13 protein-coding genes and 1 pseudogene are annotated in these 22,819 nt (G+C 35.1%); 10 read left to right on the forward strand and 4 right to left on the reverse strand.

Annotated elements, in window-relative coordinates; all coding sequences use genetic code 11:
• Positions 1-53: 53 nt before the first annotated feature.
• The 6 genes from uvrC (at position 54) to HALSA_RS02565 (ending at position 8,605) form a co-directional block, all read left to right on the forward strand.
• Positions 54-1,904, forward strand: a complete 1,851-nt coding sequence (uvrC, locus tag HALSA_RS02540) for an excinuclease ABC subunit UvrC (protein ID WP_013405077.1) — start codon at positions 54-56, stop codon at positions 1,902-1,904.
• Between the two features lie 18 nt (positions 1,905-1,922).
• Positions 1,923-3,110 (forward strand): FAD-dependent oxidoreductase, encoded by a 1,188-nt coding sequence (locus tag HALSA_RS02545; RefSeq protein WP_013405078.1) that lies wholly within the window; start codon positions 1,923-1,925, stop codon positions 3,108-3,110.
• A 196-nt stretch (positions 3,111-3,306) separates the two neighbouring features.
• On the forward strand, positions 3,307-4,299 hold the full coding sequence (locus HALSA_RS02550) for a Gfo/Idh/MocA family protein (protein ID WP_013405079.1): 993 nt from the start codon (positions 3,307-3,309) through the stop codon (positions 4,297-4,299).
• Between the two features lie 103 nt (positions 4,300-4,402).
• The gene (locus tag HALSA_RS02555) at positions 4,403-6,004 is read left to right on the forward strand and encodes a UDP-glucose--hexose-1-phosphate uridylyltransferase (RefSeq protein ID WP_013405080.1); all 1,602 of its coding nucleotides are present in this window, start codon (positions 4,403-4,405) and stop codon (positions 6,002-6,004) included.
• 23 nt (positions 6,005-6,027) lie between these two features.
• The gene (locus HALSA_RS02560) at positions 6,028-6,714 is read left to right on the forward strand and encodes a GntR family transcriptional regulator (RefSeq protein WP_013405081.1); all 687 of its coding nucleotides are present in this window, start codon (positions 6,028-6,030) and stop codon (positions 6,712-6,714) included.
• A 55-nt stretch (positions 6,715-6,769) separates the two neighbouring features.
• On the forward strand, positions 6,770-8,605 hold the full coding sequence (locus tag HALSA_RS02565) for an HD domain-containing phosphohydrolase (RefSeq protein ID WP_013405082.1): 1,836 nt from the start codon (positions 6,770-6,772) through the stop codon (positions 8,603-8,605).
• Between the two features lie 78 nt (positions 8,606-8,683).
• Here the strand turns inward: HALSA_RS02565 and HALSA_RS02570 are convergent, their stop codons facing one another.
• Both HALSA_RS02570 and HALSA_RS02575 read right to left on the reverse strand, forming a co-directional pair.
• A complete protein-coding gene (locus tag HALSA_RS02570) occupies positions 8,684-9,835 on the reverse strand; it encodes a diguanylate cyclase (protein ID WP_337998478.1) in 1,152 nt (383 codons plus the stop codon).
• Positions 9,805-11,010: a PAS domain-containing protein gene (locus tag HALSA_RS02575; protein ID WP_013405084.1), complete on the reverse strand. Its 1,206-nt coding sequence runs from the start codon at positions 11,008-11,010 to the stop codon at positions 9,805-9,807. Before HALSA_RS02575 ends, HALSA_RS02570 begins: the two co-directional genes overlap by 31 nt.
• Before the next feature lie 547 nt (positions 11,011-11,557).
• Here HALSA_RS02575 and HALSA_RS02580 point away from each other — a divergent pair.
• Complete coding sequence (locus tag HALSA_RS02580; RefSeq protein WP_013405085.1) at positions 11,558-14,494, forward strand: inverse autotransporter beta-barrel domain-containing protein; 2,937 nt, start codon at positions 11,558-11,560, stop codon at positions 14,492-14,494.
• Between the two features lie 329 nt (positions 14,495-14,823).
• Here HALSA_RS02580 and HALSA_RS12915 read toward each other — a convergent pair whose 3' ends face one another.
• Positions 14,824-14,946: a transposase gene (locus tag HALSA_RS12915; protein WP_238524772.1), complete on the reverse strand. Its 123-nt coding sequence runs from the start codon at positions 14,944-14,946 to the stop codon at positions 14,824-14,826.
• 79 nt (positions 14,947-15,025) lie between these two features.
• Here HALSA_RS12915 and HALSA_RS13295 point away from each other — a divergent pair.
• A pseudogene (locus HALSA_RS13295) lies at positions 15,026-16,407 on the forward strand (RNA-guided endonuclease InsQ/TnpB family protein).
• A 107-nt stretch (positions 16,408-16,514) separates the two neighbouring features.
• On the opposite strand, the gene HALSA_RS02590 reads toward HALSA_RS13295, so the two are convergent.
• Positions 16,515-16,700, reverse strand: coding sequence for a nucleotidyltransferase domain-containing protein (locus HALSA_RS02590; RefSeq protein WP_041595758.1), 186 nt, complete (start codon positions 16,698-16,700; stop codon positions 16,515-16,517).
• A 165-nt stretch (positions 16,701-16,865) separates the two neighbouring features.
• On the opposite strand from HALSA_RS02590, the gene HALSA_RS02595 reads away from it, so the two are divergent.
• Both HALSA_RS02595 and gltB read left to right on the forward strand, forming a co-directional pair.
• A complete protein-coding gene (locus HALSA_RS02595) occupies positions 16,866-18,014 on the forward strand; it encodes a glycerate kinase family protein (RefSeq protein ID WP_013405086.1) in 1,149 nt (382 codons plus the stop codon).
• 198 nt (positions 18,015-18,212) lie between these two features.
• Entirely contained in the window at positions 18,213-22,805 is a 4,593-nt protein-coding gene (gltB, locus tag HALSA_RS02600) for a glutamate synthase large subunit (protein WP_013405087.1), read from the forward strand.
• Positions 22,806-22,819 lie beyond the last annotated feature (14 nt).

The raw sequence follows: 22,819 nt of genomic DNA on the forward strand, positions 1-22,819 counted from the left end.
ATAATTAAGTTAAATTAATATTAAAATAATTAAGTTAATATCAGGTGATAGAAATGACAGATAACAAAATAACTAATGCTCAAATTGAAGCTCAAATAAAAGAACTTCCCGCTCAACCGGGAGTATATATGATGAAAGATGAAACCGGAATGATCATCTATGTTGGCAAGGCAAAATCACTTCGGAGTAGGGTCAGATCATATTTTCGCAAAAATAACCAGAGTTATAAAACCCAGCTTTTGGTCCGTTATATTTACGATTTTGACTATATAATAACTGATACTGAAGTGGAAGCATATATTTTAGAGGCCAATTTAATAAAAAAACACCAGCCTAAATTTAATATCAGGCTTAAAGATGATAAAACTTATCCCTTTATAAAAGTAACTAAAAATCTTGATTTTCCCCGGGTTTTTAAAACCAGGCTTGTTAAAAATGATGGGGCAGAATATTTTGGGCCTTTCGCTGATGTTGATGCGATATATAAGACATTAGATGTGATTAAAGATATTTTTCAATTGAGAAGCTGCAAAAAAGAAATTATAGCAGGTGAGCCTGAGGCTAAACCCTGTTTAAATTATCATATCAACAAATGTCTGGGTCCCTGTATCGGGGCTGTTAGTAAAGAAGATTATCATGAATTGATAGATCAGGTTATGCTCTTTTTATCAGGTCGACAGGAAGAACTCAAAGCAGAAGTTGAAAAAATGATGGAAAATGCTGCCCAGGAGAGAAATTATGAAAAGGCAGCTCGTTTTCGAGATGCTTTAAAAGCTTTTGCCAAATTAAGTGAAAGTCAGAAGGTAATGTCTGATAAAAACATCGATCAGGATGTTGTTGCCTTAGTAGAAGGTGAAAATGATTTAGCCTGCTCACAACTGCTCTTAGTTAGAAATGGTCGTTTAATAGGTCAGGAATACTTTATCTTAGAGGGAACCGAAGAAGAGAACAAGGCAGAAATGATGGGGTCATTTTTACAGCAATATTATGAACAGGCGGCAGGGATACCTGATGAATTACTGCTTAACACAGATCTGGCTTACCGAAAGCTTATAGAAGAAAGACTTGCTGTTTTAAAAGGCAAAAAAGTAAAAATACTTCAGCCACAAAAAGGAGATAAAAAGAAGATGCTGGAGATGGCAGAAAGAAATGCCGCTCAGAATCTTAAAAAAGAAGATATCAGGAGCAAATATGAAAAACAGCGGACTTCAGGAGCTGTAAAAAAGCTGGCTGAAATATTAGAGATTGAGAAAGAACCACATCATATAGAAGGTTTTGATATTTCCAATATACAGGGGACAGATACAGTTGCCTCAATGGTTGTTTTTAAAAATGGTAGGCCTTCTAAAAAAGATTACCGACGTTTTAAAATTAATACTGTAGAAGGGCCTGATGACTTTTCCAGCATGAAAGAAGTTGTGGAAAGAAGATATGCAAGGTTATTGCGTGAAGATAAAAAACTTCCTGATTTAATTTTGATCGATGGTGGTAAAGGTCAGTTAAGTGCAGCTTATGAGGTGCTTGAACTTCTGGGAATTGATGATTTAGCAATCATTGGTTTAGCTAAAAAAGAAGAAGAAATCTTTAAACCAGGTCAGAGTGAAGCAATAATTATTCCTCATCATTCACCAGCTTTACAGCTTTTGCAGAGGGTAAGAGATGAGGCCCATCGTTTTGCTGTTAGTTATCATCGCAAACTTCGTTCAAGAAGATTAACCCATAGCATGTTGGATGAGATTCCGGGAGTGGGAGAAACCCGCAGAAACGCTCTCCTCCAGCATTTTGGTTCTTTAGCCAAGATAAGGGAAGCAAAAATCTGGCAGTTAAAAGAGGTAGAAGGGATAAGCTCTAAAACTGCCCGTAAGATTTTCGATTATTTAAGAGAAAATATGAGAGCATTTTAAAAGAAAGGGTTTGATTTGATGAATAAGTCAGATATTGAAATCTATACAAAACAGTGGTGCCCTTACTGTAGAAGAGCAAAAGCAATGTTGAGAAGTCTGGAGTTAGAATATATCGATTATGATATCACAGATGATAAAGAATTATATGAAGAAATGGTAGAAAGAAGTGGCCATAAAACTATTCCCCAAATTTTTATAGATGGTGAAAACATCGGTGGTTATGATGCTTTGATTGAAAAAATAAGTTCTGGTGAACTGGATTATTTAATCGATTTTGAAATACCGGAATGTGAAGGCAATGTCTGGGATCTAACAGTGATTGGTGCTGGCCCGGCTGGAATGACAGCAGCAATTTATGCGGTAAGAAAGGGATTGAAGGTGCTTTTAGTTGCCAGGGATATAGGAGGACAGGTTCTAGAAACAGATATAATAGATAATTATCCACCTGAATATAATGTTAGCGGACCTGATCTGATGCAGGATTTTTTAGATCACCTGAGAAACTATAAGATCGATACCCTGTTTGGAGAAGAAGTTATTGAGATCAAAGTTAAAGAAGCTGGCCATCAGATAATCGTCAAAAGTGGTAAAAAAATCAATACAGATGCAGTCATAATTTCTGCCGGTACCAAAAAACGTCACCTTGGTATCCCTGGTGAAAGCCAATTAAAGGACAAAGGTGTAAGTTACTGTGCTACCTGTGATGGATTTTTATATGAAGGCCAGCCAGTTGCAGTAGTTGGTGGAGGTAATTCCGGTCTTGAAGCAGCCCTTGATATGGCCAGAATAGCAGAGAAGGTTTATCTTCTGGTCAGAAGTGAGCGGCTTTCTGGTGATCAAACTCTACAGGATAAGGTAATGAATTCGGATAAAATTGAGATCTGCTGGTCCTATCAGGCGATTAAGATTAATGGTGATACTAAGGTAGAGTCACTTTTAATTAAAAACCTAAATACCGGCAAACAGAGAAAGCTTAATGTTGATGCAGTATTTATAGAAATCGGATTGCTTCCAAACAGCGGTTTTATCTGTGAAGATCTTAAAATAAATGATTATAATGAAGTAATGATAGATCAAAACAATCAAACAAGTGTCGAAGGGATTTATGCAGCTGGAGATATAACTGATATAAAGGACAAACAGATTATAGTAGCAGCAGCAGAAGGTGCCAAAGCAGCTTTAAGAGTAAATGAGTATTTGAGCTAAATTTTGCTTTTTCCGTCAATTCACGTTTCTATTATTAAATATTTTCACAAATCTGGGCGGTTTAAAAGCTGTCTGGATTTTTTGTCTTTTAGAGGAGATATGTCTTTATTCTTGAATATAATAGATAAGAAAAGAAATATATTTTTATTATTTTAATTATAATTAAAATTAACTATATTAATCAAGGAGAGATATTATGACTAAAGTAAAATGGGGAATTTTAGGTTGTGCAAATATTGCAAGAAAAGCTACTATACCAGCAATTTTAGCAGCAGATAATAGTGAGCTTTATGCAGTAGCTAGCCGCAGTAAAAAGAAAGCAGAAAGTTTTGCAAAAGAATTTGGAGCAGAAAAATATTATGATGATTATCAAAAGCTGCTTGAAGATCAAAATATTGAAGCAGTTTATATACCATTACCAAATAAACTTCATAAAGAGTGGACAATCAAGGCAGCTGAAGCAGGTAAAAATATATTATGTGAAAAACCTCTTTCAGGTAGTTCGAAAAAAGAAGCTGAAGCGATGTTAAAAGCAGCTCAAGAAAATGATGTACTGCTGATGGAAGGTTTTATGTATAGATTTCAGCCCTTTGTGATTAAACTCAAAGAAATGGTTGATAAAGGTGTTATCGGAGAAATCAAGGAGATTAAAGCTAATTTTGCCTTTGATGTAAGTGATAGAGGCCAGGATCTCAGGCTTAATGCCGAATTAGATGGTGGAGCTTTAAATGATATCGGCTGCTATACCGTTAATATTGCCCGTTATTTAATGGGGGAGAATCCAACTAAAGTAGCTAATTTCTTTGAAAAAGAAAGTGCAGATGGAGTTGACTTAAGTGGTAGTGCAACCCTTTATTTTGCAGGTGGTTCATTTGCCAGCCTCTATTATTCTATAATGTCTTATGAAGAAAAAGATATTGAGATTATTGGAACCAGAGGTATTATTAAGGTGCCTGGATTTTTTGCCTGGAAAGATGATAATTATTTTTTAGTTGAGCAGGAAGGTCATAAACAAAAAATGCCTGTAGAAACAGGTGAACAGTACAGATTAGAGGTTGAAGCTTTTGCTGATGCTATTCTCAATCAAAAAGAAGTACCCTTAAGTGTTGAGGAAGAAAGTTTTGCTAATCTTGAGGTGGTTGAAGCAATGCGAAAATCAGCTGCAGAAGATGTGATAGTTAGACTTTAAGCTTTTTTATAATTTGATAAATTAAAAAAAATGTTTAAAAGTGGATTTTTTTGGTGAAATAAATTACAATATATATAGAGCTTGATTTAAAGGAGGTAATTGTGTGCAGGTAGCTAAAGCAAATCAACTGATAGAAAAACTTTTAGCCTATGGTGAAAAAAACAATTTATTGGTTGAGTGGGATAAAATAGCTGCTAGAAATGAAATTAGAGATATTTTAGAGATCAAAGAAGCACCAGCAGAAGCATTGGATTCGGAATCAGAGCTTGAATTAGCCGATAATCCCCAGCCAATCCTTGATGGTCTGCTTGATTTTGCAGTGGCTAAGTCTTTAATCAATGATAATCTGACTGAAAGAGACCTTTTAGATACCAGGATCATGGGTGCCCTAACCCCCAGACAGTCAGAAATAGCCAAGCGTTTTTATGAGACCGCTGAAGAGGTCGATGTCAAAGCTGCAGCCGAGCAATATTATAATTTTGCTCAAAAAAGCAATTACATCAGGCTTAAGAGAACTTCTAAAAACTTAAACTGGAAGGCAGAAAGTGATTACGGTCAAATTGAGATCACAATCAACCTCTCTAAACCAGAAAAAGATCCAGCAGAAATTGCCAGGGCCAAAGCAGAACCACAGAGCAATTATCCTAAATGTTATCTCTGTTTAGAAAATGTTGGTTATGCAGGTAGTTTAAATCATCCTGCCAGGCAGAACCATCGGGTAATCCCCCTGAAGTTACAGAATGAAGACTGGTTTTTACAGTATTCTCCCTATGTTTACTATAATGAACACTGTATAGTTTTTCATCGGGAACATAAGCCGATGAATATCAACAAGAACACCTTTGCAGTTTTGATGGACTTTTTAGATCAGATACCCCATTATTTTATCGGTTCTAATGCAGATTTACCTTTAGTGGGTGGATCAATCTTAAACCATGACCATTTTCAGGGAGGTAGACATATATTCCCGATGGAAGAAGCAGAAAGTGTTGCTTATTATGAACACCCCACTTTTATGGATATTGAGATATCGAGGCTTAAATGGCCTTTGTCGGTGATCAGGCTAAGGTCAGCAGAGCGGGGAGAGCTTATCAATCTGGCTGATAAGATACTGCAAAACTGGCGTGAATATACAGACCATGGTTTAAAGATCAAGGCCTACAGCAAAGAGGAGGGCAAGAAAACAGCCCATAATACGGTTACTCCAATTGCCCGGAAAAGAAAGTATGGTAGTGAAGAACAGGCTGAACAGTATGAGCTTGATCTGGTACTGCGCAATAACCGCTGTAGTGAGGAATACCCTTATGGTATTTTCCATCCTCATCAAAAGCTGCATCATATTAAAAAAGAGAATATAGGTTTAATAGAAGTAATGGGGAGGGCTATTTTACCGGGGCGTTTAAAAAAAGAGCTTAATCTTATAGCTGAATATCTAAGTGCAAAGCTTAGCCTTGAGGAACTTAAGGCTGCAGAAGGAATGGCAAAACATTTAGAATGGGTAGAAGAACTGGAAAGCACTTATGGAAATGAGCTTCAGTTTGAGCAGGCAGAAAAGATCTTAGAAAAAGAAACAGCTAAAAAATTCAGCCAGGTTTTAGAAAGGGCTGGAGTTTTTAAGAATGATATTGTTGGTGTAAAAGGCTTCGAAAGATTTTTAAAAAGCATTGGTATTAAGAGGCTCGAAGATGGAAATTCAGAGCTTTAATAAAGAGAAGGAAGTGTTATAGTATGAGTAAATTTAATTTATCAGCCATTGATTCTTATAGTTATGAACCCCTGCGTAAACAGGTTTACAATGTTTTGAGGGAGGCAATTTTAAAGGGCGAATTAATGATCGGCGAAAAAATTACTGAAATGGAAATTGCTGATGAACTTAGTGTCAGCAGAACTCCTGTTAGAGAGGCATTCAGGATGTTAGAACAGGAGGAATTGATCAACATCATTCCTCAGCAGGGAGTTTTTGTAGCCGGGATTGAAACTAAAAAAGAAATTGATGATATTTTTCAATTGAGGGCAGAACTTGAAGGGCTGGCCGCTTATCTGGCAGCTCAGAATATTACTGAAAAGCAGAAAGAAAAATTAAAAGAATATACTGAAGAGCTGAAAGACCATATTGCCCATAATGATTACCGGGGCTGTATTAAAGTTGATATTGCCTTTCACAGGATTATAAAGGAAGCTTCTGATAATAAGTGGCTGGAAAAATTTCTTGATACGCTTTTTGAACAGGCAACCCGTTTTCGCCGCAGCAGTTTTAGTAGACAGGGTAGGTTACAGGAATTTTTACAGGAACATCAGGAATTAGGAGAGGCCATTATAAATGGTGACCCTGATAAAGCAAGAGAATCTGCAGAAGGGCATATCAGAGCCGCCTGGGATAGTATTATTACAGTATTTGAAAAAGAACAGCGATAGGTGATAGGTACCTGGTACCAATAGCACTTATAGCTGACTGGGGGTGTTGATTATATTGTTTAAAAAAGAAAAGAAAATTATATTTGTATATCTTATTATAGGAATAAGCTGGGTTTATTTTTCTCAGCGATATCTTCCTTTATTCTCAGATAACTTTGAACAGTATAATCAACTACAGAGCTATAATTTTTTAATATTTGTTCTTTTGAGTTCTTTGTTCTCTTTTCTATTTTTAAAAAAATATCTAGCAATGATAAGGGATAATAATCGCCTGCTTAAATTAAAAGAAAAAGATCTTCGAGATCTCAAAGAGCAAAAACAGCAGCTTAATAACAATTTAGAGCAGGCAGATCAAAAGATTAAAAGCAAAAATCAGAGGTTCGTTAAGATGATAGCTGCGGTTTCTGCCTTAAATGACAATCCAGAGGAAGTTGAAGAAGATTTTTTAACTAAAATTCTCAGCAGTGCGGTTCATATTATTCCTGAGGCTGATTATGGAAAAATATATATTTTTGAAGGTGAGAAATGTAAGTTTGTAAGTGCTGTAGGCCATGATTTTGAAATTTTAAGGAAAACTGATATCAACAAAATTTTCGTTTGTGATTTAAGTGATTATAATTCTAAATGTATTCGAGATTATACGATAAAACTTGAAAAGCTGCCAAAAAAACAGCGTGAAGAGATCATTAGGGCTCTAAGACCGATTAAGGAATCTATTTACAATGAAATTAAAGTTAAAGGTAAGGTAATAGGTCGAATAAGCTTAGATATTGCAGAAGAAAGTGATCAGAATTTTAGTAATCTTAGCTCTATTATTTTAGAATCCTTTGCTGCTTTGGCTTCCTCTCATTTCGCTTACAAAAAATATGATAAATTACAGGCTAAGTTTACTAAAGAGTTAATAAATTCTATTATTAAAATCTTAGAAATGTATGACATGTATACAAAGGGTCACTCCGAACATGTAGCTAATTTATCGCTTTTATTAGCAGAGGAAATGGAGTTGTCAGATAAAAATGTGATGGATGCATATTGGGCAGGAATGGTACATGATATCGGTAAGCTTTTGATTCCAATTAATATACTTAATAAGAAAAACAGGTTAACAGATGTTGAATATGATCTGATCAAAAGGCACCCTTTGTGGGGCAGCAAATCGCTTTCTGATTCTGATGCTTTAAAAAATATTGCCAGGTATATTCATTATCATCATGAAAGGTGGGATGGTAAGGGATATCCAAATGGTTTAGAGCGCAATGAGATTCCAGTAATTTCACAGATTCTTTCGGTGTCAGATACCTGGGATGCCATGACTTCTGATAGATCATACAGAAAATCATTAACAAAAAAGGAAGCACTCGAAGAAATCAAAGAAAATAGAGGCAGCCAGTTTTCACCCGTGGTTGTAGATGCATTTGTTCATATTATGGAAAAAAGAAAGCTTAATATTGAGCAAAAAGTTAAAGAAAAATTTAATCAATTAGAGAGCAAAGCAGTTATTGGTAGTGAAAATAAGCTTTTTGAAAATTTATTTGAGCGGTCAAGACAGGGTATAATTATCCTGGATGAGGAATTTAATGTGGAGAAAGTAAACCCCTATTTTTTAAATGTTTTTGGTTTTCAAAGAAATGATGTGCTGGGAATTAATATTAAAGACTTTTTGCTGCCCCGAGAAAAAAGAGCTGAGTCAGAAAAAAATATTGAGGCTCTAAAAGCTGGAAGAGAAATAAATGTGAAAACATACCGGCAGAAAAAAAGCGGTGAAAAAATTGAAGTTGAGATCCAGGCTTTTCCGGTGGGCGAATCAGAAAATGAAATAAATTATTGTTTTATCTATCGAGATATATGTGAAGCTGGTTTGAAAAGAAATCTTTATAATTATCAGATGTAAAAAAGCTCTCCCTTTTGGGAGAGCTTTAACACTTTAACAGGGGGTAAATCTGCTAAAGCAAAATTAATTTCTTTTAAATTAAAGATCAGATTCAATTATTTTAAAAAACTTATCCACTAATTCTGGGTCAAATTGACTACCTGCACATCTTTGTAATTCCAGATCGGCTTCTTTTTTAGTCATTGCCTTTTTGTAAGGCCTCTCATTTATCATGACATCATAAGCATCAACTATAGTTAATATCCTTGCTAAAAGGGGAATCTCTTTGCCTTTTAACCCCCTCGGATAACCACTGACATCAAAGTGTTCATGGTGGCTTAATATTTCTTCAGCTACAGGAGCAAATTCATCAGTTTCGGAGGCTATTTCTGCTCCTTTAATCGGATGTTTTTTAAGTATTTCCCATTCTTCTTTATCTGGTTTTCCAGGCTTGTTTAAGATTGATTCAGGTATAGTAATTTTACCTATATCATGGATATTGGCCAATAGAGCAAGTTTATTTAAATCATTATTTCCTACCCCAACAGCTCTGCCTAACTCTTGAGCTAGTTCTGCCATTCTGACTGAATGATGCTCGGTTTCATTACTTTTATTTCTTAAAGTACTTAATAAGCTTTGGACAATTTTATTTTTGCTGCTCTTTTCTTTTGTTAGCTGATCTGTAAATAAGGCCTGCTCTGCCTGCTGGATGAGATTTAAGATCTTTTCCTCTGCAGTGATTTTCAAAGCTGAACCAGCACTCAAAGAGATATCAATTTTACTTTGAGGCTCAATATTAATTAGATTTTTTATTTCACGGGTATAAAGCTCAACTTCCTGTTTGTGAGTATTAATCATTATAATTATGAACTCATCTCCACCCCAGCGTCCGATAATATCATTGCTTTTGAGGGTGGTTTTTAAAAGTTCCGCACTTTTTATAATTATTTGATCGCCAATCTGTTGTCCGTAACTATTATTTATTAATTTAAGGCCATTGATATCTGTCATGATTATTCCAATCGGGAGATTTTCTTTTTTGTCCAATTTTTTCATTTCGGAAATAAAGCACTTTCTATTATATAATCCCGTTAGGTTATCATGTGTATTAAGATGAGTGATTTTTTTGAAATTAATATATTTGTTATAAGCAGCAGAAACAAGATCTCCTAAAACTTCTAAAGGATATATTACTTCTTTGCTAAAAGCTCTTTTTTTCTTTACCGATTCAAAGCTAGAAAGCCTTTTAATTCATCTTTATTGAAAATAGCAACTGCAACTAAAGACTTAATCTTTTGATCTTTTAAGGATTTTTTTTTATTAGCTGCATCTTCACTCAATTGATCTGTATCAGCAATGTAAACATAATGATTGTTAACTAAATTATCTCTAAACCAGGGGAAAGAATCATTATCTAAATCCTGAAGTTCATCAATCTTAGGCTCGATACCATCTCTACACCATTCATGAGTATTACTGCTGTTACTCCCATCTTCAGAGGTTAAAAACAAGTAACTACGATCTATTTCAAAAAAACTTCCTACTTTTTTTAAAGCATAATCTACTGCTTCATCAAATTGATCAGAATCTAATTTAACAAAATTAGACGAAATATCTGCTATGAGTTTTTGGAAATCAAACTGAAATTCTAATTTTTCATCTGATTTTTTTCTTTCTGTAATATCCTGTACAATTCCTTCAATTCTAATTGGATTGTTGTTTTCATTGTATATAAATCTATTTTGATCTTCTACCCAGATAATCTCACCACTTTTTTTGATGATACGCATTTCTTTTTGGGAAAATCCTGTTTTATGTAAATCATTATAAGTCTCTTTAATTTTATTTCTATCATCAGGATGTACACATTCATACCAGAGTTTAAAATTATTTTTGAAGTCTTCGGCTTCATAACCATAAATATCTTTGATGGAAGGACTAATATAATATGTTTTATAATCAGGCCAGGAAGCAGACCAGATTGCATTTTTGACATTGTTTAAGATGCTCTTTAGTTTTTCGGTGCATTGATCTGGATCTAAAATATTTAAAGCAAAGCTCAAATTTTCTTTGCTCTTTTGTTTAAGTTTAAAAGGATATATTTCGAGCTCAGCTTTAATTTTTTGCCTATTTTTATTTATGATCTCAATGTCTTCATACTTTAGTTCATTTTTTAATGCTTTATTCACTATGTCTGAAATTATATTAGTCTGATTTTTATTTAGAATTACTGCAAAATTTTTATCTATTAATTCAGTGCTTTGATAACCTAAAAGTTTTTCCGCTCCACGGCTTAAAAATTTGATATAAGCTTGTTTGGTTTTCTTGTTAAACTGGATGATTATTAAAGCAAGCTTTTTGTTTTTGGTGAATAATTTTTTGCAATTTTCTTCATCGAATAAATTAGTATTTAAGTTAGATTTCATATTAGCTCCTTTTTAAACCTAGATTTAAATCTTTTTACAGTAATTGTAATTAAATTCTATATTAATGATATTAATATTATATATAATATTGAAAGAATTTTCAAGTAATAATAACTATTATTATATAGGTACCAGGTACCAATAAATATCGACATAATTAGATGAAATATTTGGAAGATATTACACTAAAGTGTAATATCTTTTGCTGCTTTAGTATAGTAAAATAAATATATATATCTTTTGAGGGGAGAATAATATGGAATTTGATAAGAGATTTTTTACTATAATTTTTATTATGATTTTGATTTTATTTTTCAGTCATTTAGTTAACTCTCAGACTTTTTGTATAAATTGCATATATAAAGATAACTGTTTATTCAAAGCTAATTTTATAAAGATCTTTTTGTTCTTGGCGTTTGTGATAGCATAGAAAATCATTTTTGGAAAATATTACACTAAAGTGTAATATAATTATTCTCTCAGAATTGTTAAAATTAAATTGAAGAAAGAAAAGCTCTGCGGATTTTAAAAGGGAGGTATTAAATTTATGAGCTATAAAGCCAAATTTTTTCTTTTTGGTGCTCTAATTTTCATATTTCTAATTTTTTTGCTGACAATGGTTTGTTATGGAGAAGTGGATAGAAGGGCCAGGTTTGATATTGATGGCAGCATCGGAGATGATTTTATAGGTCAGGCAAGCATATTATATCCTTTAAGAAATAGTGAAGATTCTATTGTCTATTCTGACTTAAGGTATAGGGTTGGTAGTGATGATCCTGAAGAATGGAATATTGGTTTAGGCTATAGAAGAAAATTTAGTGATAGAGACAATGCTCTAGCCGGTGTATATCTTTTTAGAGATCGCCGGGATGAATATGATAACTACTGGGATATGTGGACCATCGGTGGGGAAATATTAACTGATCAGTGGGATTTTAGGGTCAATGCTTATTTAAGTGATGATGATAAGGTACTGGCAGCTGGTTCTGAGAATGCAAATAATGAGCTTTTGGTGAATAATGAACAGCAGTTAATATTTGCTAGTAGTGGAGCAGTATATTATAAAAGTATGGATGGTGTTGATTTAGAAGTAGGGAGAAGGCTTAGAGAAAGAGATGACTTTTTAAATAATGTTGGAGCCTATCTCAGAGTCTTTAGATTTTCGGCTGATGAAATGGAAACAATGACAGGACAACAATTAAGAATAGATAAGTTAATAGGTGAAAGAGATGATATCAACTATAAATTTGGTGTAGACTGGCAGAATGATAATCTAAGGGACAGTGAAACTAAGGCTACTTTTTCAGTTTCTATTCCTTTTGGCGGCAGTTCAGATAGCAAAGAAAGTGAAGAAAGAGAAAGCGAAATGACTGCAGATGAGGTATTAGAAGCAAGAATGACAGAAAAACCAGTCAGAGATTTAGATATTATTATAAGTGAAACAGAAGAAGATGGAGAAATTAGAGAAGAAAGAATAGCTGTTGATCCTTTAACCGGTGAAGAAATAGGCACTGTATATTTTGTTACTGATGATGGAGATGGCGATGGAAGTGAAGATAACCCTACTAAGTTAAGTGATTTAAACAGTGAAGAACATGATTTAATCATACTTTCAGGAGAAATTAATTATGATCAATTAATCCTATCTGAAGGCCAAAAATTAATATCTGCTGAAACCGGAGAACTTGAAGTAAGTGATGGCAATGGAAGTACCGCTGTTTTTGCTCCTGATGGTAATTCGGCAACATTGAAAGGTGAACCATCTGAAAATGATGCATTGTTGAAATTAAATAATATGAATACTGTTTCAGGGCTAAGGATGGAAATAGAATCAAACGGTGATTATAAAAGACAGATAGCAATAATTATTGAAGATTCATCTGATACTGACAAATTTCATATCATAAAAGATAATACTATTGATTCAGCCAATATTGGAATCGCTTATGAAAATGATGAGATAGATTTAGAAGAAAAGTATGAAGCTGAGAATACATTCAATTCGGTAGATCTAAAATCTCTGGATGGTCAATGTGCTTCTGATGATTCTTTAATAGTAAATTGGCATGAGTTAGATAATGTTAGAGAAGATTTAACAAAAGATTATGAGCTAGTCAATAACTTAAATGAAGACGTAAGTGGTTATGATGAACATGCAAGTGAAAATGCTAATGATGATAAAGGCTGGAATCCTATAGGTGCTGATTCAGTTGAATTTGTGGGTGTTTTTGATGGTAATGATTATGTAATAAGTGATTTATATATAGATCGTGAAGGAGAAAATTATATTGGTTTATTTAGTGAAATAGACTCAGCAGGGGAGATTAAAAATCTTGGCTTGGCAGATGTATATATAACAGGTGATGATTATGTTGGTGGCCTTGTTGGTCGGAATGATGGGACAATCGAGAATATCTCTATAAAAGATGTAGATATAACAGGTGATAAATTTGTTGGTGGTCTGGTTGGATATAATCATAATGGGACAATCGAGAATATCTCTATAAAAGATGTAGATATAAGTGGTAAAGCTCAATTTGGTGGGCTCGTTGGTATAAATTATCAAGGGACAATCTATGATTCTTATGTAACAGGTGAGGAAAAAATAACAGGTGATGACCATGTTGGTGGTCTGGTTGGTATAAATTATCAAGGGACAATCTATGATTCTTATGTAAGAGGTGATGTAGATATAACAGGTGAACAAAGAGTTGGTGGACTGGTTGGATATAATAATTTTGGTGAAATAATTAATTCGCATGCAACAGGCTCTGTGACAGCTACTGAGCGTCGAGTAGGCGGATTAGTTGGCCAAAATAGTGGTGGCACAATAGAAAAATCTTATGCAGATGTAGATGTAGAAGCAGAAAATTCTGATGAAATAAGAGTAGATATAGGTGGTTTGGTTGGACATAACAGTGGTACAATTGAACAAAGTTATGCTGAAGGGTTGGTAAAAGGAAGCAATGATAGTGATGATTCTGATGCAAGGATAGAAATAGGTGGTTTAGTAGGACGTAATCAAGACGCTACAATTAAAAATAGTTATGCAACTGGAGATGTTGAATTAGTATCTGCTGGAGATAATGTTGAAGTTAATTTAGGGGGATTGGTCGGCAAAAATCGTAACAATCATAATCCTCCTAAAATTGAGAATAGCTACGCAATTGGAGAAATTAATGGTGGAAATTCTGAAGAACATAATTTAGGAGGCTTGGTTGGTTATAATAATAAAGATGGTAGCGATAAACCAGAGATTATTGATTCATTTGCCTTAGATAATAGTCTTGAAATAATAGGGGAAGATGAAGGTGAATTAACTGGTAGAGTTGCACTAGCTTCTGAAGATGATTTGAAGGGAAGTAATCTTTATAGAAAAGTAGAAGATTTCAATAGCTATGATAATCTAAATGAAGCCTGGGATGAAAACATCTGGGATTTTGGCAGTGATGAAGATTATCCAATTTTAGAATGGCAGGATTAATTATCAGAAGAATTTAAGTTATAAATAATAAGAAGGTAGCAGTTGCTTTACTTTTTAAAGTAGCTGCTGCTTTTTTTTAGCTTAAAAATATGTAGGTACCAGGTACCTTTTCAGCTCTCAAATCTTTTTTCTTTAATTCTTTTATCTAAATATTTAGCCTGAACTTTATACATCGGCAAAAAATCTAGATATTCTCGCATTGTCTTTTCATGAAAGCGGCTTCATTTTTGATCGGACTTATTAATTAGCAAAACTCCACTCTCAGGTTTTTTATCTAAAACTGCCAAGAAAACTCCATCCAAGCTATGCATTGGGTGGAGATGAATTGGCTATTTATTCTGATTTTCAATATACTTTTTAATTGTCTCAATAGTAGCACCACCAGAAGATACAACTAAATGATATTGTAGACTATAAACAGAATGATAATTGTTATTTAAGTCTCTATTCATAAAAATCAAACCTCCATTTTTTCTTTTACAAGCAAACATATGTATGATATAATTATAGTAGGATGGAGGTGAAAAATCAATGCGATTATCATTTAAATTCAAGCCTAAATTAAGCCATAAGCAATTAGTAATAATTAATGAATTAGCCTGGCATTGCTCTAAATTATATAATACAGTCAATTATCAGATTAAAAATAATAAAGATGTAAAAGCTGTCTATACTGAATTAGAAACTAGATATAAAAATAACTGGCATAATGACTACCTTCACTCCCATAACAGACAGCAGGCATTAAAGCAGTTAGCTAAGGACTGGAAAAGTTTTTTTAATTCTCTCAAAGATTATAAAAAGAATCCTCAAAAATATAAGGGGCAGCCAGGGTCACCTAATTTTAAACATATGAACAGTAATCCCTGTGAAATAATTTTTACCAATTTAGCTGTTAGAATTAAAGATAACAAATTACTCTTATCCTTATCTAAAAAGATACAATCTAAATATAATGTGAAGGTCACTAAAGCTTTTAATTTATAATACGCAAGGAAAGCTTTAGTATGACCGTATTCGATTTGGCCTCCTTAATTTTGAGCTGCCTGAAGCAGTTCAAAGCATTATAGATTTAGATGCTGTCCAGCAGATAAAGATTAAGCAGGACCGTATTTCTAAAAGATGGTATCTCTTAATTATCTATAAGACCGAGGAAATAAAAGAAAATAATAACCCTAACATAATGGCAATAGATCTAGGTCTTGATAATTTGGCTACTTTAACATTTAAAAACAATTTTGATTGTTATATTATCAATGGTAAAACTATTAAATCCAAAAATTCTTATTTTAATAAAGAAATTGCCAGACTACAAAGCATTAGAATGAGGCAGTTAGCTACCAGTAAAATTAGAGATACTAAACGAATAAAATATCTGAGATTAAAGAGAAGAAATTATATTAGCGATTATCTCCATAAAGCTAGTTGCAAAATAGTTGATTTAGCAATTGAAAATCAAGTAGAAACTATTGTAATCAGAGATATAAAAAATATTAAACAATGCAGCAAGCTTAAATCTTTTGTCCAAATACCAATCCAGAGATTAAAAAAATTAATTGAATACAAAGCTAAACTAAAAGGTATCAAAGTTGTTGAAATTGATGAAAGCTATACTTCTGGGTGTACTAAAGCTTTTAATTTTAATTACGCAAGGTAAGCTTTAGTATGACCGTATTCGATTTGGCCGCTATTCAGTAGATCTGGAAAAAATAAATAAAAGTAACTATGATAAATCCAGAAGAATTACCAGAGGTCTCTTTAAAACTAACGAGGGCCTATTAATTAATGCTGATCAGAATGGTAGCTTTAATATACTTCGTAAATATCATAAGGATAAATGTATTCTCAGACCTATCAAAGAGGCGAGAGATAATGGATTTGTGGACAATCCTTCAAGATTAAGGGTATCCTAAACTATTAGGAGCAAAACTTAAAAGCCAAACATCTTGTAAACTGACCTAGTAATATAGGTTGAACTTTAATCTATATGAAGCAGTTAGAAGCTCCATCCGACGCGAAGCTAGTATCTCTTTTGATGCAAATCTTGGTTTTGATTTAGATGGAGAGGTTCACTTTGATCTATATAGACAGCTAAATCTATATCGCTAAGGGAATTTTCTTTATTTTCAGCAAAAGATCCGAAAAGATAAGCAAATATTATTTCTTTTCTCTTTAATAGGATTTCTTTTAATTTTTCTATATTCATCTTATCGCCCCTTTTCCAGATAAATATTTTCTAACTAATGGCATTTAACTTAATATAATTATATGCTGAAAAATTAGCATTAGCAAATTTGTGCTGCTAAAGTTTCTGGTTTATAATTGAAATATATATTGGTACCAGGTACCTATATAACTAAGGAGTGATATTATGAAAATACTTGTTGCCCCGGATTCTTTTAAAGGCTCATTAACAGCTTTAGAAGCAGCAGAAAATATCAAAAAAGGCATCAAAAACTTTGATGCTCAGATAGAGGTTGATCTTTTACCCCTGGCAGATGGAGGAGAAGGAACTGTTCAATCCCTGGTAGATGCTGCTGATGGTGAAATAATCAAAAAGAAAGTTACAGGCCCTCTTGGTGAAAAAGTAGAGGCTTTTTATGGTTTGCTTGCTGAGCAAAATACTGCTGTTATAGAGATGGCAGCTGCTTCTGGACTTCCGCTGCTTGCTGAAGCTGAGAGAAATCCTCTTAAAACTACCACATATGGAACTGGAGAGTTGATTGCAGCAGCTTTAGATAAAGGAATTGAAAAAATAATTATCGGAATTGGAGGTAGTGCTACCAATGATGCTGGAGTGGGGATGGCCCAGGCTTTAGGTGCTAAAATTACTGATAAAAATGGCAGGCAATTGGCTTTTGGAGGAGAAAGTCTGGCTGAAATCGATAATATAGATTTAAGCAGCTTAGATCCCAGATTAAAAGAGGTAGAAATTTTAGCAGCCTGTGATGTAGATAACCCTCTTTATGGCGAAAATGGTGCTGCCTATGTATATGCACCGCAAAAAGGTGCTGATCAAAAGATGGTAGAAATTCTTGATAATAATTTACGAAAATTTAATCAGGTTGTTATGGAAGAACTCAATATAAACAGCAATCATATTGCTGGAGCTGGTTCAGCCGGAGGACTTGGAGCTGGCTTGGCAGTTTTTTTAGGTGCTGAATTAAAGGCTGGAATTGAGATTATATTAAATAGTCTTGATTTTGAGTCCAGACTGGAAGGTGTAGATTTTTTGATAACCGGTGAAGGAAGGTTGGATGGGCAGAGCATTAATGGTAAGGTGCCAACTGGAGCTGGCAGGCGAGCTCAAAAATTACAGATACCTGTTATCGCTGTAGCAGGCAGCCTGGGTGAAGGAGTAGAAAAAGTTTTGAAACATGGTATTGACGCTTATTTTTGTATTATAGATAGACCGGCTGATTTAGAGGCGATAATAAAAGATAGCCCAAAATTGCTGGCAAGTTTAAGTGAACAGCTAATGAGAACTTTAGCCCTATCTGTACCAGGTACTAAACGCTAAAGCGCTGTTATACCAGTATTGCTATGCAATGCAATGCAATACTGGTACCAGGTACATATATATAATCCCTGTATACAGGTATAGAAATCATGACTACTATTTACACTTTAAGCTTTTCAATTTATACTATGAAGTACACCTTTCAAGATTTAATTAGCAGGAGAGAAGCGAAAAACTTTAAGAGAAGGAATGATTATTATGCGATTTAGTAGAATGCCTGAAAAGCAGGGATTGTACAGTCCAGAATTTGAACATGATGCTTGTGGAATGGGATTTGTAAGCCATATTAAAGGAAGAAAGTCCCATCAGATAGTGGAACAGGCACTGGAAGTGCTTGTCAATTTAAGTCACCGAGGAGCTACAGGAAGTGAAGAAAACACTGGAGATGGAGCAGGTATTTTGCTGCAGATTCCAGATCAGTTTTTACGAGCTAAAGCTCTAGAAAATGATTTCAAACTGCCTGAAGTCGGTGATTATGGAGTAGGACTGGTCTTCCTACCCAGAGAAGAAGAAAAAAGAAATGTGATAGTTAAAATAATAGAAGATATTACTGCAGATGAGGGGCAAAAAGTTCTCGGTTGGAGAGATGTACCAGTTGATTCTTCTGAAATTGGTAATTCAGCCAGAGAGGTTATGCCCTATTTTAAGCAGCTTTTTATTAAACGCTCTGCTGAAATAAAAGCAGGGATTGATTTTGAACGCAAACTATATTTGATCCGTAAAAGATTGGAAAAAAAGATTCGAAATTCAGAATATAAGGGTGAGCTCTACATTGCCTCACTTTCAAGCCGGACTTTAGTCTATAAAGGTATGTTGACACCAGGTCAGCTAAAAGGTTTTTATCCAGATCTCAGTGATCCTGAACTTAAATCAGCAATTGCCCTGATTCATTCACGTTTTAGCACAAATACCTTTCCCAGCTGGGAGAGAGCCCATCCCAATCGCTATTTAATCCATAATGGTGAGATAAATACTATGCTTGGTAACCAGAATTGGATGCGGGGAAGAGAGAGTCTATTTGCCAGCAAAGCTTTTGGGAATGATTTAGCTGAGCTTCTGCCTGTAATCAATGAAGATGGCAGTGATTCAGCTCGATTTGATAATGCCCTGGAATTTCTTTATTTATCTGGACGTTCTCTGGCCCATTCGATGATGATGATGATTCCAGAACCATGGGAGCACAATGATTTAATGGAAGAGAAAAAAAGAGATTTTTATCATTTTCATAGTACTTTAATGGAAGCCTGGGATGGTCCAGCAGCCATGGCTTTTACAGATGGAACCCAGGTTGGAGCTGTGCTTGATAGAAATGGACTCCGTCCCTCCCGTTACTATATTACCGATGATGATCTTTTAATAGTTGCTTCTGAAGTGGGAGTATTAGATCTACCGGAAGAAAAGATAGTCAGCAAACAGAGGTTAGAGCCCGGCAGGATGCTTTTATTAGATACTGAAAAGGGTAGAATTATCAATGATAAAGAACTTAAAGCAGAAATTTCAGCAGCTGAACCGTATGGAGAATGGCTGGATGATAATCTGCTTAAAATGGAAGAGATAAATAATATGGAAGATAGTGAGCAGGACTTAGAGATTGATTCCAAACGGCTGCTCAGAATGCAGAAAAGTTTTGGCTACAGTTATGAAGATCTGCAAAAAATATTGATTCCAATGGCTAGAGATGGAGTTGATCCGATCGGTTCTATGGGTAATGACGCCTCTTTGGCTGTTTTATCTGATCAACCCCAGCTTTTATATAACTATTTTAAACAATTATTTGCCCAGGTAACAAACCCTCCCATTGATTCGATTAGGGAGAAGTTAATTACCGCCAGCAAATCATATTTAGGTTCAGAAGGCAATCTGCTTTCTCCTGAAGCTAAAAGTTGTAGACAGTTGGAATTAGAAGATCCATTTTTGAGCAATGCTCAACTTAAAAAGATTAAAGAACTTGATCAAGCTGGTTTTAAAACAGCTGAAATAGATATTATATTTGATAAAGAAGAAAATGATTTAGAAAAAGCAATCAACGAAATTTTTGCTAAAGCAGATAGTTTAATTGAAAATGGAACAAATATTATTATTTTAACAGATAAAAAAATCAATGCTGATAAACTGCCGATTCCAGCCCTTCTTGCCGTATCTGCTTTACACCATCATCTGATTAAAAATGGAAGCAGGACAAAGGTCTCCATAGTCTTAGAATCAGGAGAGCCAAGAGAGGTTCATCATTTTGCACTTTTGATCGGTTATGGTCTGGATGCTGTTAACCCATATTTAGCCTATGCTTCCCTGGTTGACTTAGTTAAGGAAGGTCATTTGGAGATGGACAGCAAAAAGGCTGTGCAAAAATATATTAAGGCAGCTGTTAAAGGGGTTATCAAGGTAATGGCCAAGATGGGTATTTCAACTGTACAAAGCTACAGAGGAGCCCAGATTTTTGAAGCGATCGGGATTGGAGAAGAAGTGATCGATAAATACTTCTGTCGTACACCTTCTCGAATTGGTGGAATAGGCTTAGAAGAAATAGCAAAAGAAAGCCAGCTCAGACATGATAGTGCCTTTAAGGGAATTAAAATAGAAAGAGATACCCTTGATCCTGGAAGTAATTTTGCCTGGCGAAAAGATGGAGAAGAACATCTATACAATCCGGAAACCATCTACCTGCTGCAGAGAGCAGTTAGGGAAGATAATTATCAATTATATAAAGAATATGCAGCTAAAATAAATGACCAAAGTGATAAAATGCTAACCTTAAGAGGACTGCTTGAGCCTGATTATGCTGCAGAAGCTATTCCTTTAGAAGAGGTTGAGCCAGCTGAAAATATAATGAAGCGCTTTAAAACAGGTGCTATGTCATATGGTTCAATCAGCCAGGAAGCCCATGAAGCTTTGGCCATTGCGATGAATAGAATCGGCGGTAAGTCGAACACCGGTGAAGGTGGAGAAGACCCTGATCGTTATACTCGCGATGCCAATGGTGATCTCCGCAATAGTGCAATTAAACAGGTTGCTTCAGGTCGCTTTGGAGTTGATTCAAGTTATCTCGTTTCTGCTGAGGAGATCCAGATCAAGATGGCCCAGGGTGCTAAACCCGGTGAAGGTGGTCAGCTGCCCGGCAAGAAGGTTTATCCCTGGGTAGCTGAAGTTAGGGGAACAACACCTGGTGTTGGCTTGATCTCCCCCCCTCCTCATCATGACATTTATTCTATAGAAGATCTGGCCCAGCTGATTCATGATCTAAAAAATGCCAATCGGAATGCCGACATAAATGTTAAATTGGTATCTGAGGTTGGGGTAGGGACCGTAGCAGCTGGAGTGGCCAAGGGTAAAGCAGATGTAATTTTAATCTCTGGTTATGATGGTGGTACAGGTGCTTCTCCCAGAACAAGTATTAGACATGCAGGTTTACCATGGGAGCTCGGTCTGGCTGAAACTCATCAGACTCTGGTTTTGAATGATTTAAGAGATAGGGTTAAATTAGAAACTGATGGTAAGATTATGACAGGTAAAGACCTTGCAGTTGCTGCAATGCTGGGAGCTGAAGAATATGGTTTTGCTACAACACCTTTAGTTGCCTTAGGTTGTGTTATGATGCGGGTCTGTAATAAAAATACCTGTCCGGTTGGAGTTGCAACCCAGGACCCGGAATTAAGAAAGAAATTTACAGGTAAACCGGAACATGTTGTTAATTTTATGCGCTTTATGGCTGAAAATCTCAGAGAAGAGATGGCAGCCTTAGGTTTTAGAACAATTGATGAGATGATAGGCCGGGTTGATAGATTGGGTAGAGATAAGGCTTTTGATCACTGGAAGGCGAAGGGACTTGATTATTCAGCGATTTTACATCAACCTGAAGTAGCCAGAAAGAAAGCTGTTTTCTGTCAACAAAAACAGGAACACGGTCTGGAAAATAGTTATGATTTGAGAGAACTGCTTGAGTTATCAAAAGATGCCATTGAAAATGGAGAAGCAATAGAAAAAGATCTACCGATTAAAAATACTGACAGGGTGGTTGGAACCATTCTTGGTAGTGAAATAACAAAGAGATATGGTGGAACTGGCCTAAAAGAAGATACGATCAAATTGAACTTCAAAGGTTCAGCTGGACAGAGTTTTGCCGCCTATTTACCTAAAGGATTAACATTTAGCCTTAGTGGAGATAGCAACGACTATCTTGGTAAAGGACTTTCTGGTGGTAAGGTAATTGTTAAAAAACCTGCTGAAGCTTCATTTAAGGCTGATGAAAATATCATTATTGGTAATGTAGCCTTTTTTGGTGCAACTTCTGGTAAAGCCTATATAGAAGGAGTTGGCGGGGAAAGGTTTGCAGTCCGCAATAGTGGAGTTGAGGCGGTAGTTGAAGGCCTTGGAGACCATGGTTGTGAATACATGACAGGTGGTAGGGTTGTTGTACTCGGCTCGGTTGGCCGCAATTTTGCTGCCGGGATGACCGGTGGAACTGCTTATGTGCTTGATCTTAATGGAGATTTTGCTTTAAAGGCCAATCAAGAGATGGTTGATTTAGAAGCTCTGCCTGAGGTAGAAGATGGCCCGATCGTTAAAGAAATGATAAAAGAACATTTAGCTTACACAGGTAGTCTTAAAGCAGAAGAAATCCTGAACAACTGGGAAGAGTATAAGCATAAATTTGTGAGGGTTATGCCGAGAGATTATCAGCGGATGATTACAGCAATCGAGGACTTTAAACAGCAGGGATTATGTAGAGAAGATGCCTTAATGAGAGCTTTTGAAGAAAATGCCCAGGATAAAGCCCGTGTCAGCGGTAACTAAAGCAGGAGAGGAGA

Source organism: Halanaerobium hydrogeniformans, from assembly GCF_000166415.1.
GTDB classification, from domain to species: Bacteria; Bacillota; Halanaerobiia; order Halanaerobiales; family Halanaerobiaceae; genus Halanaerobium; species Halanaerobium hydrogeniformans.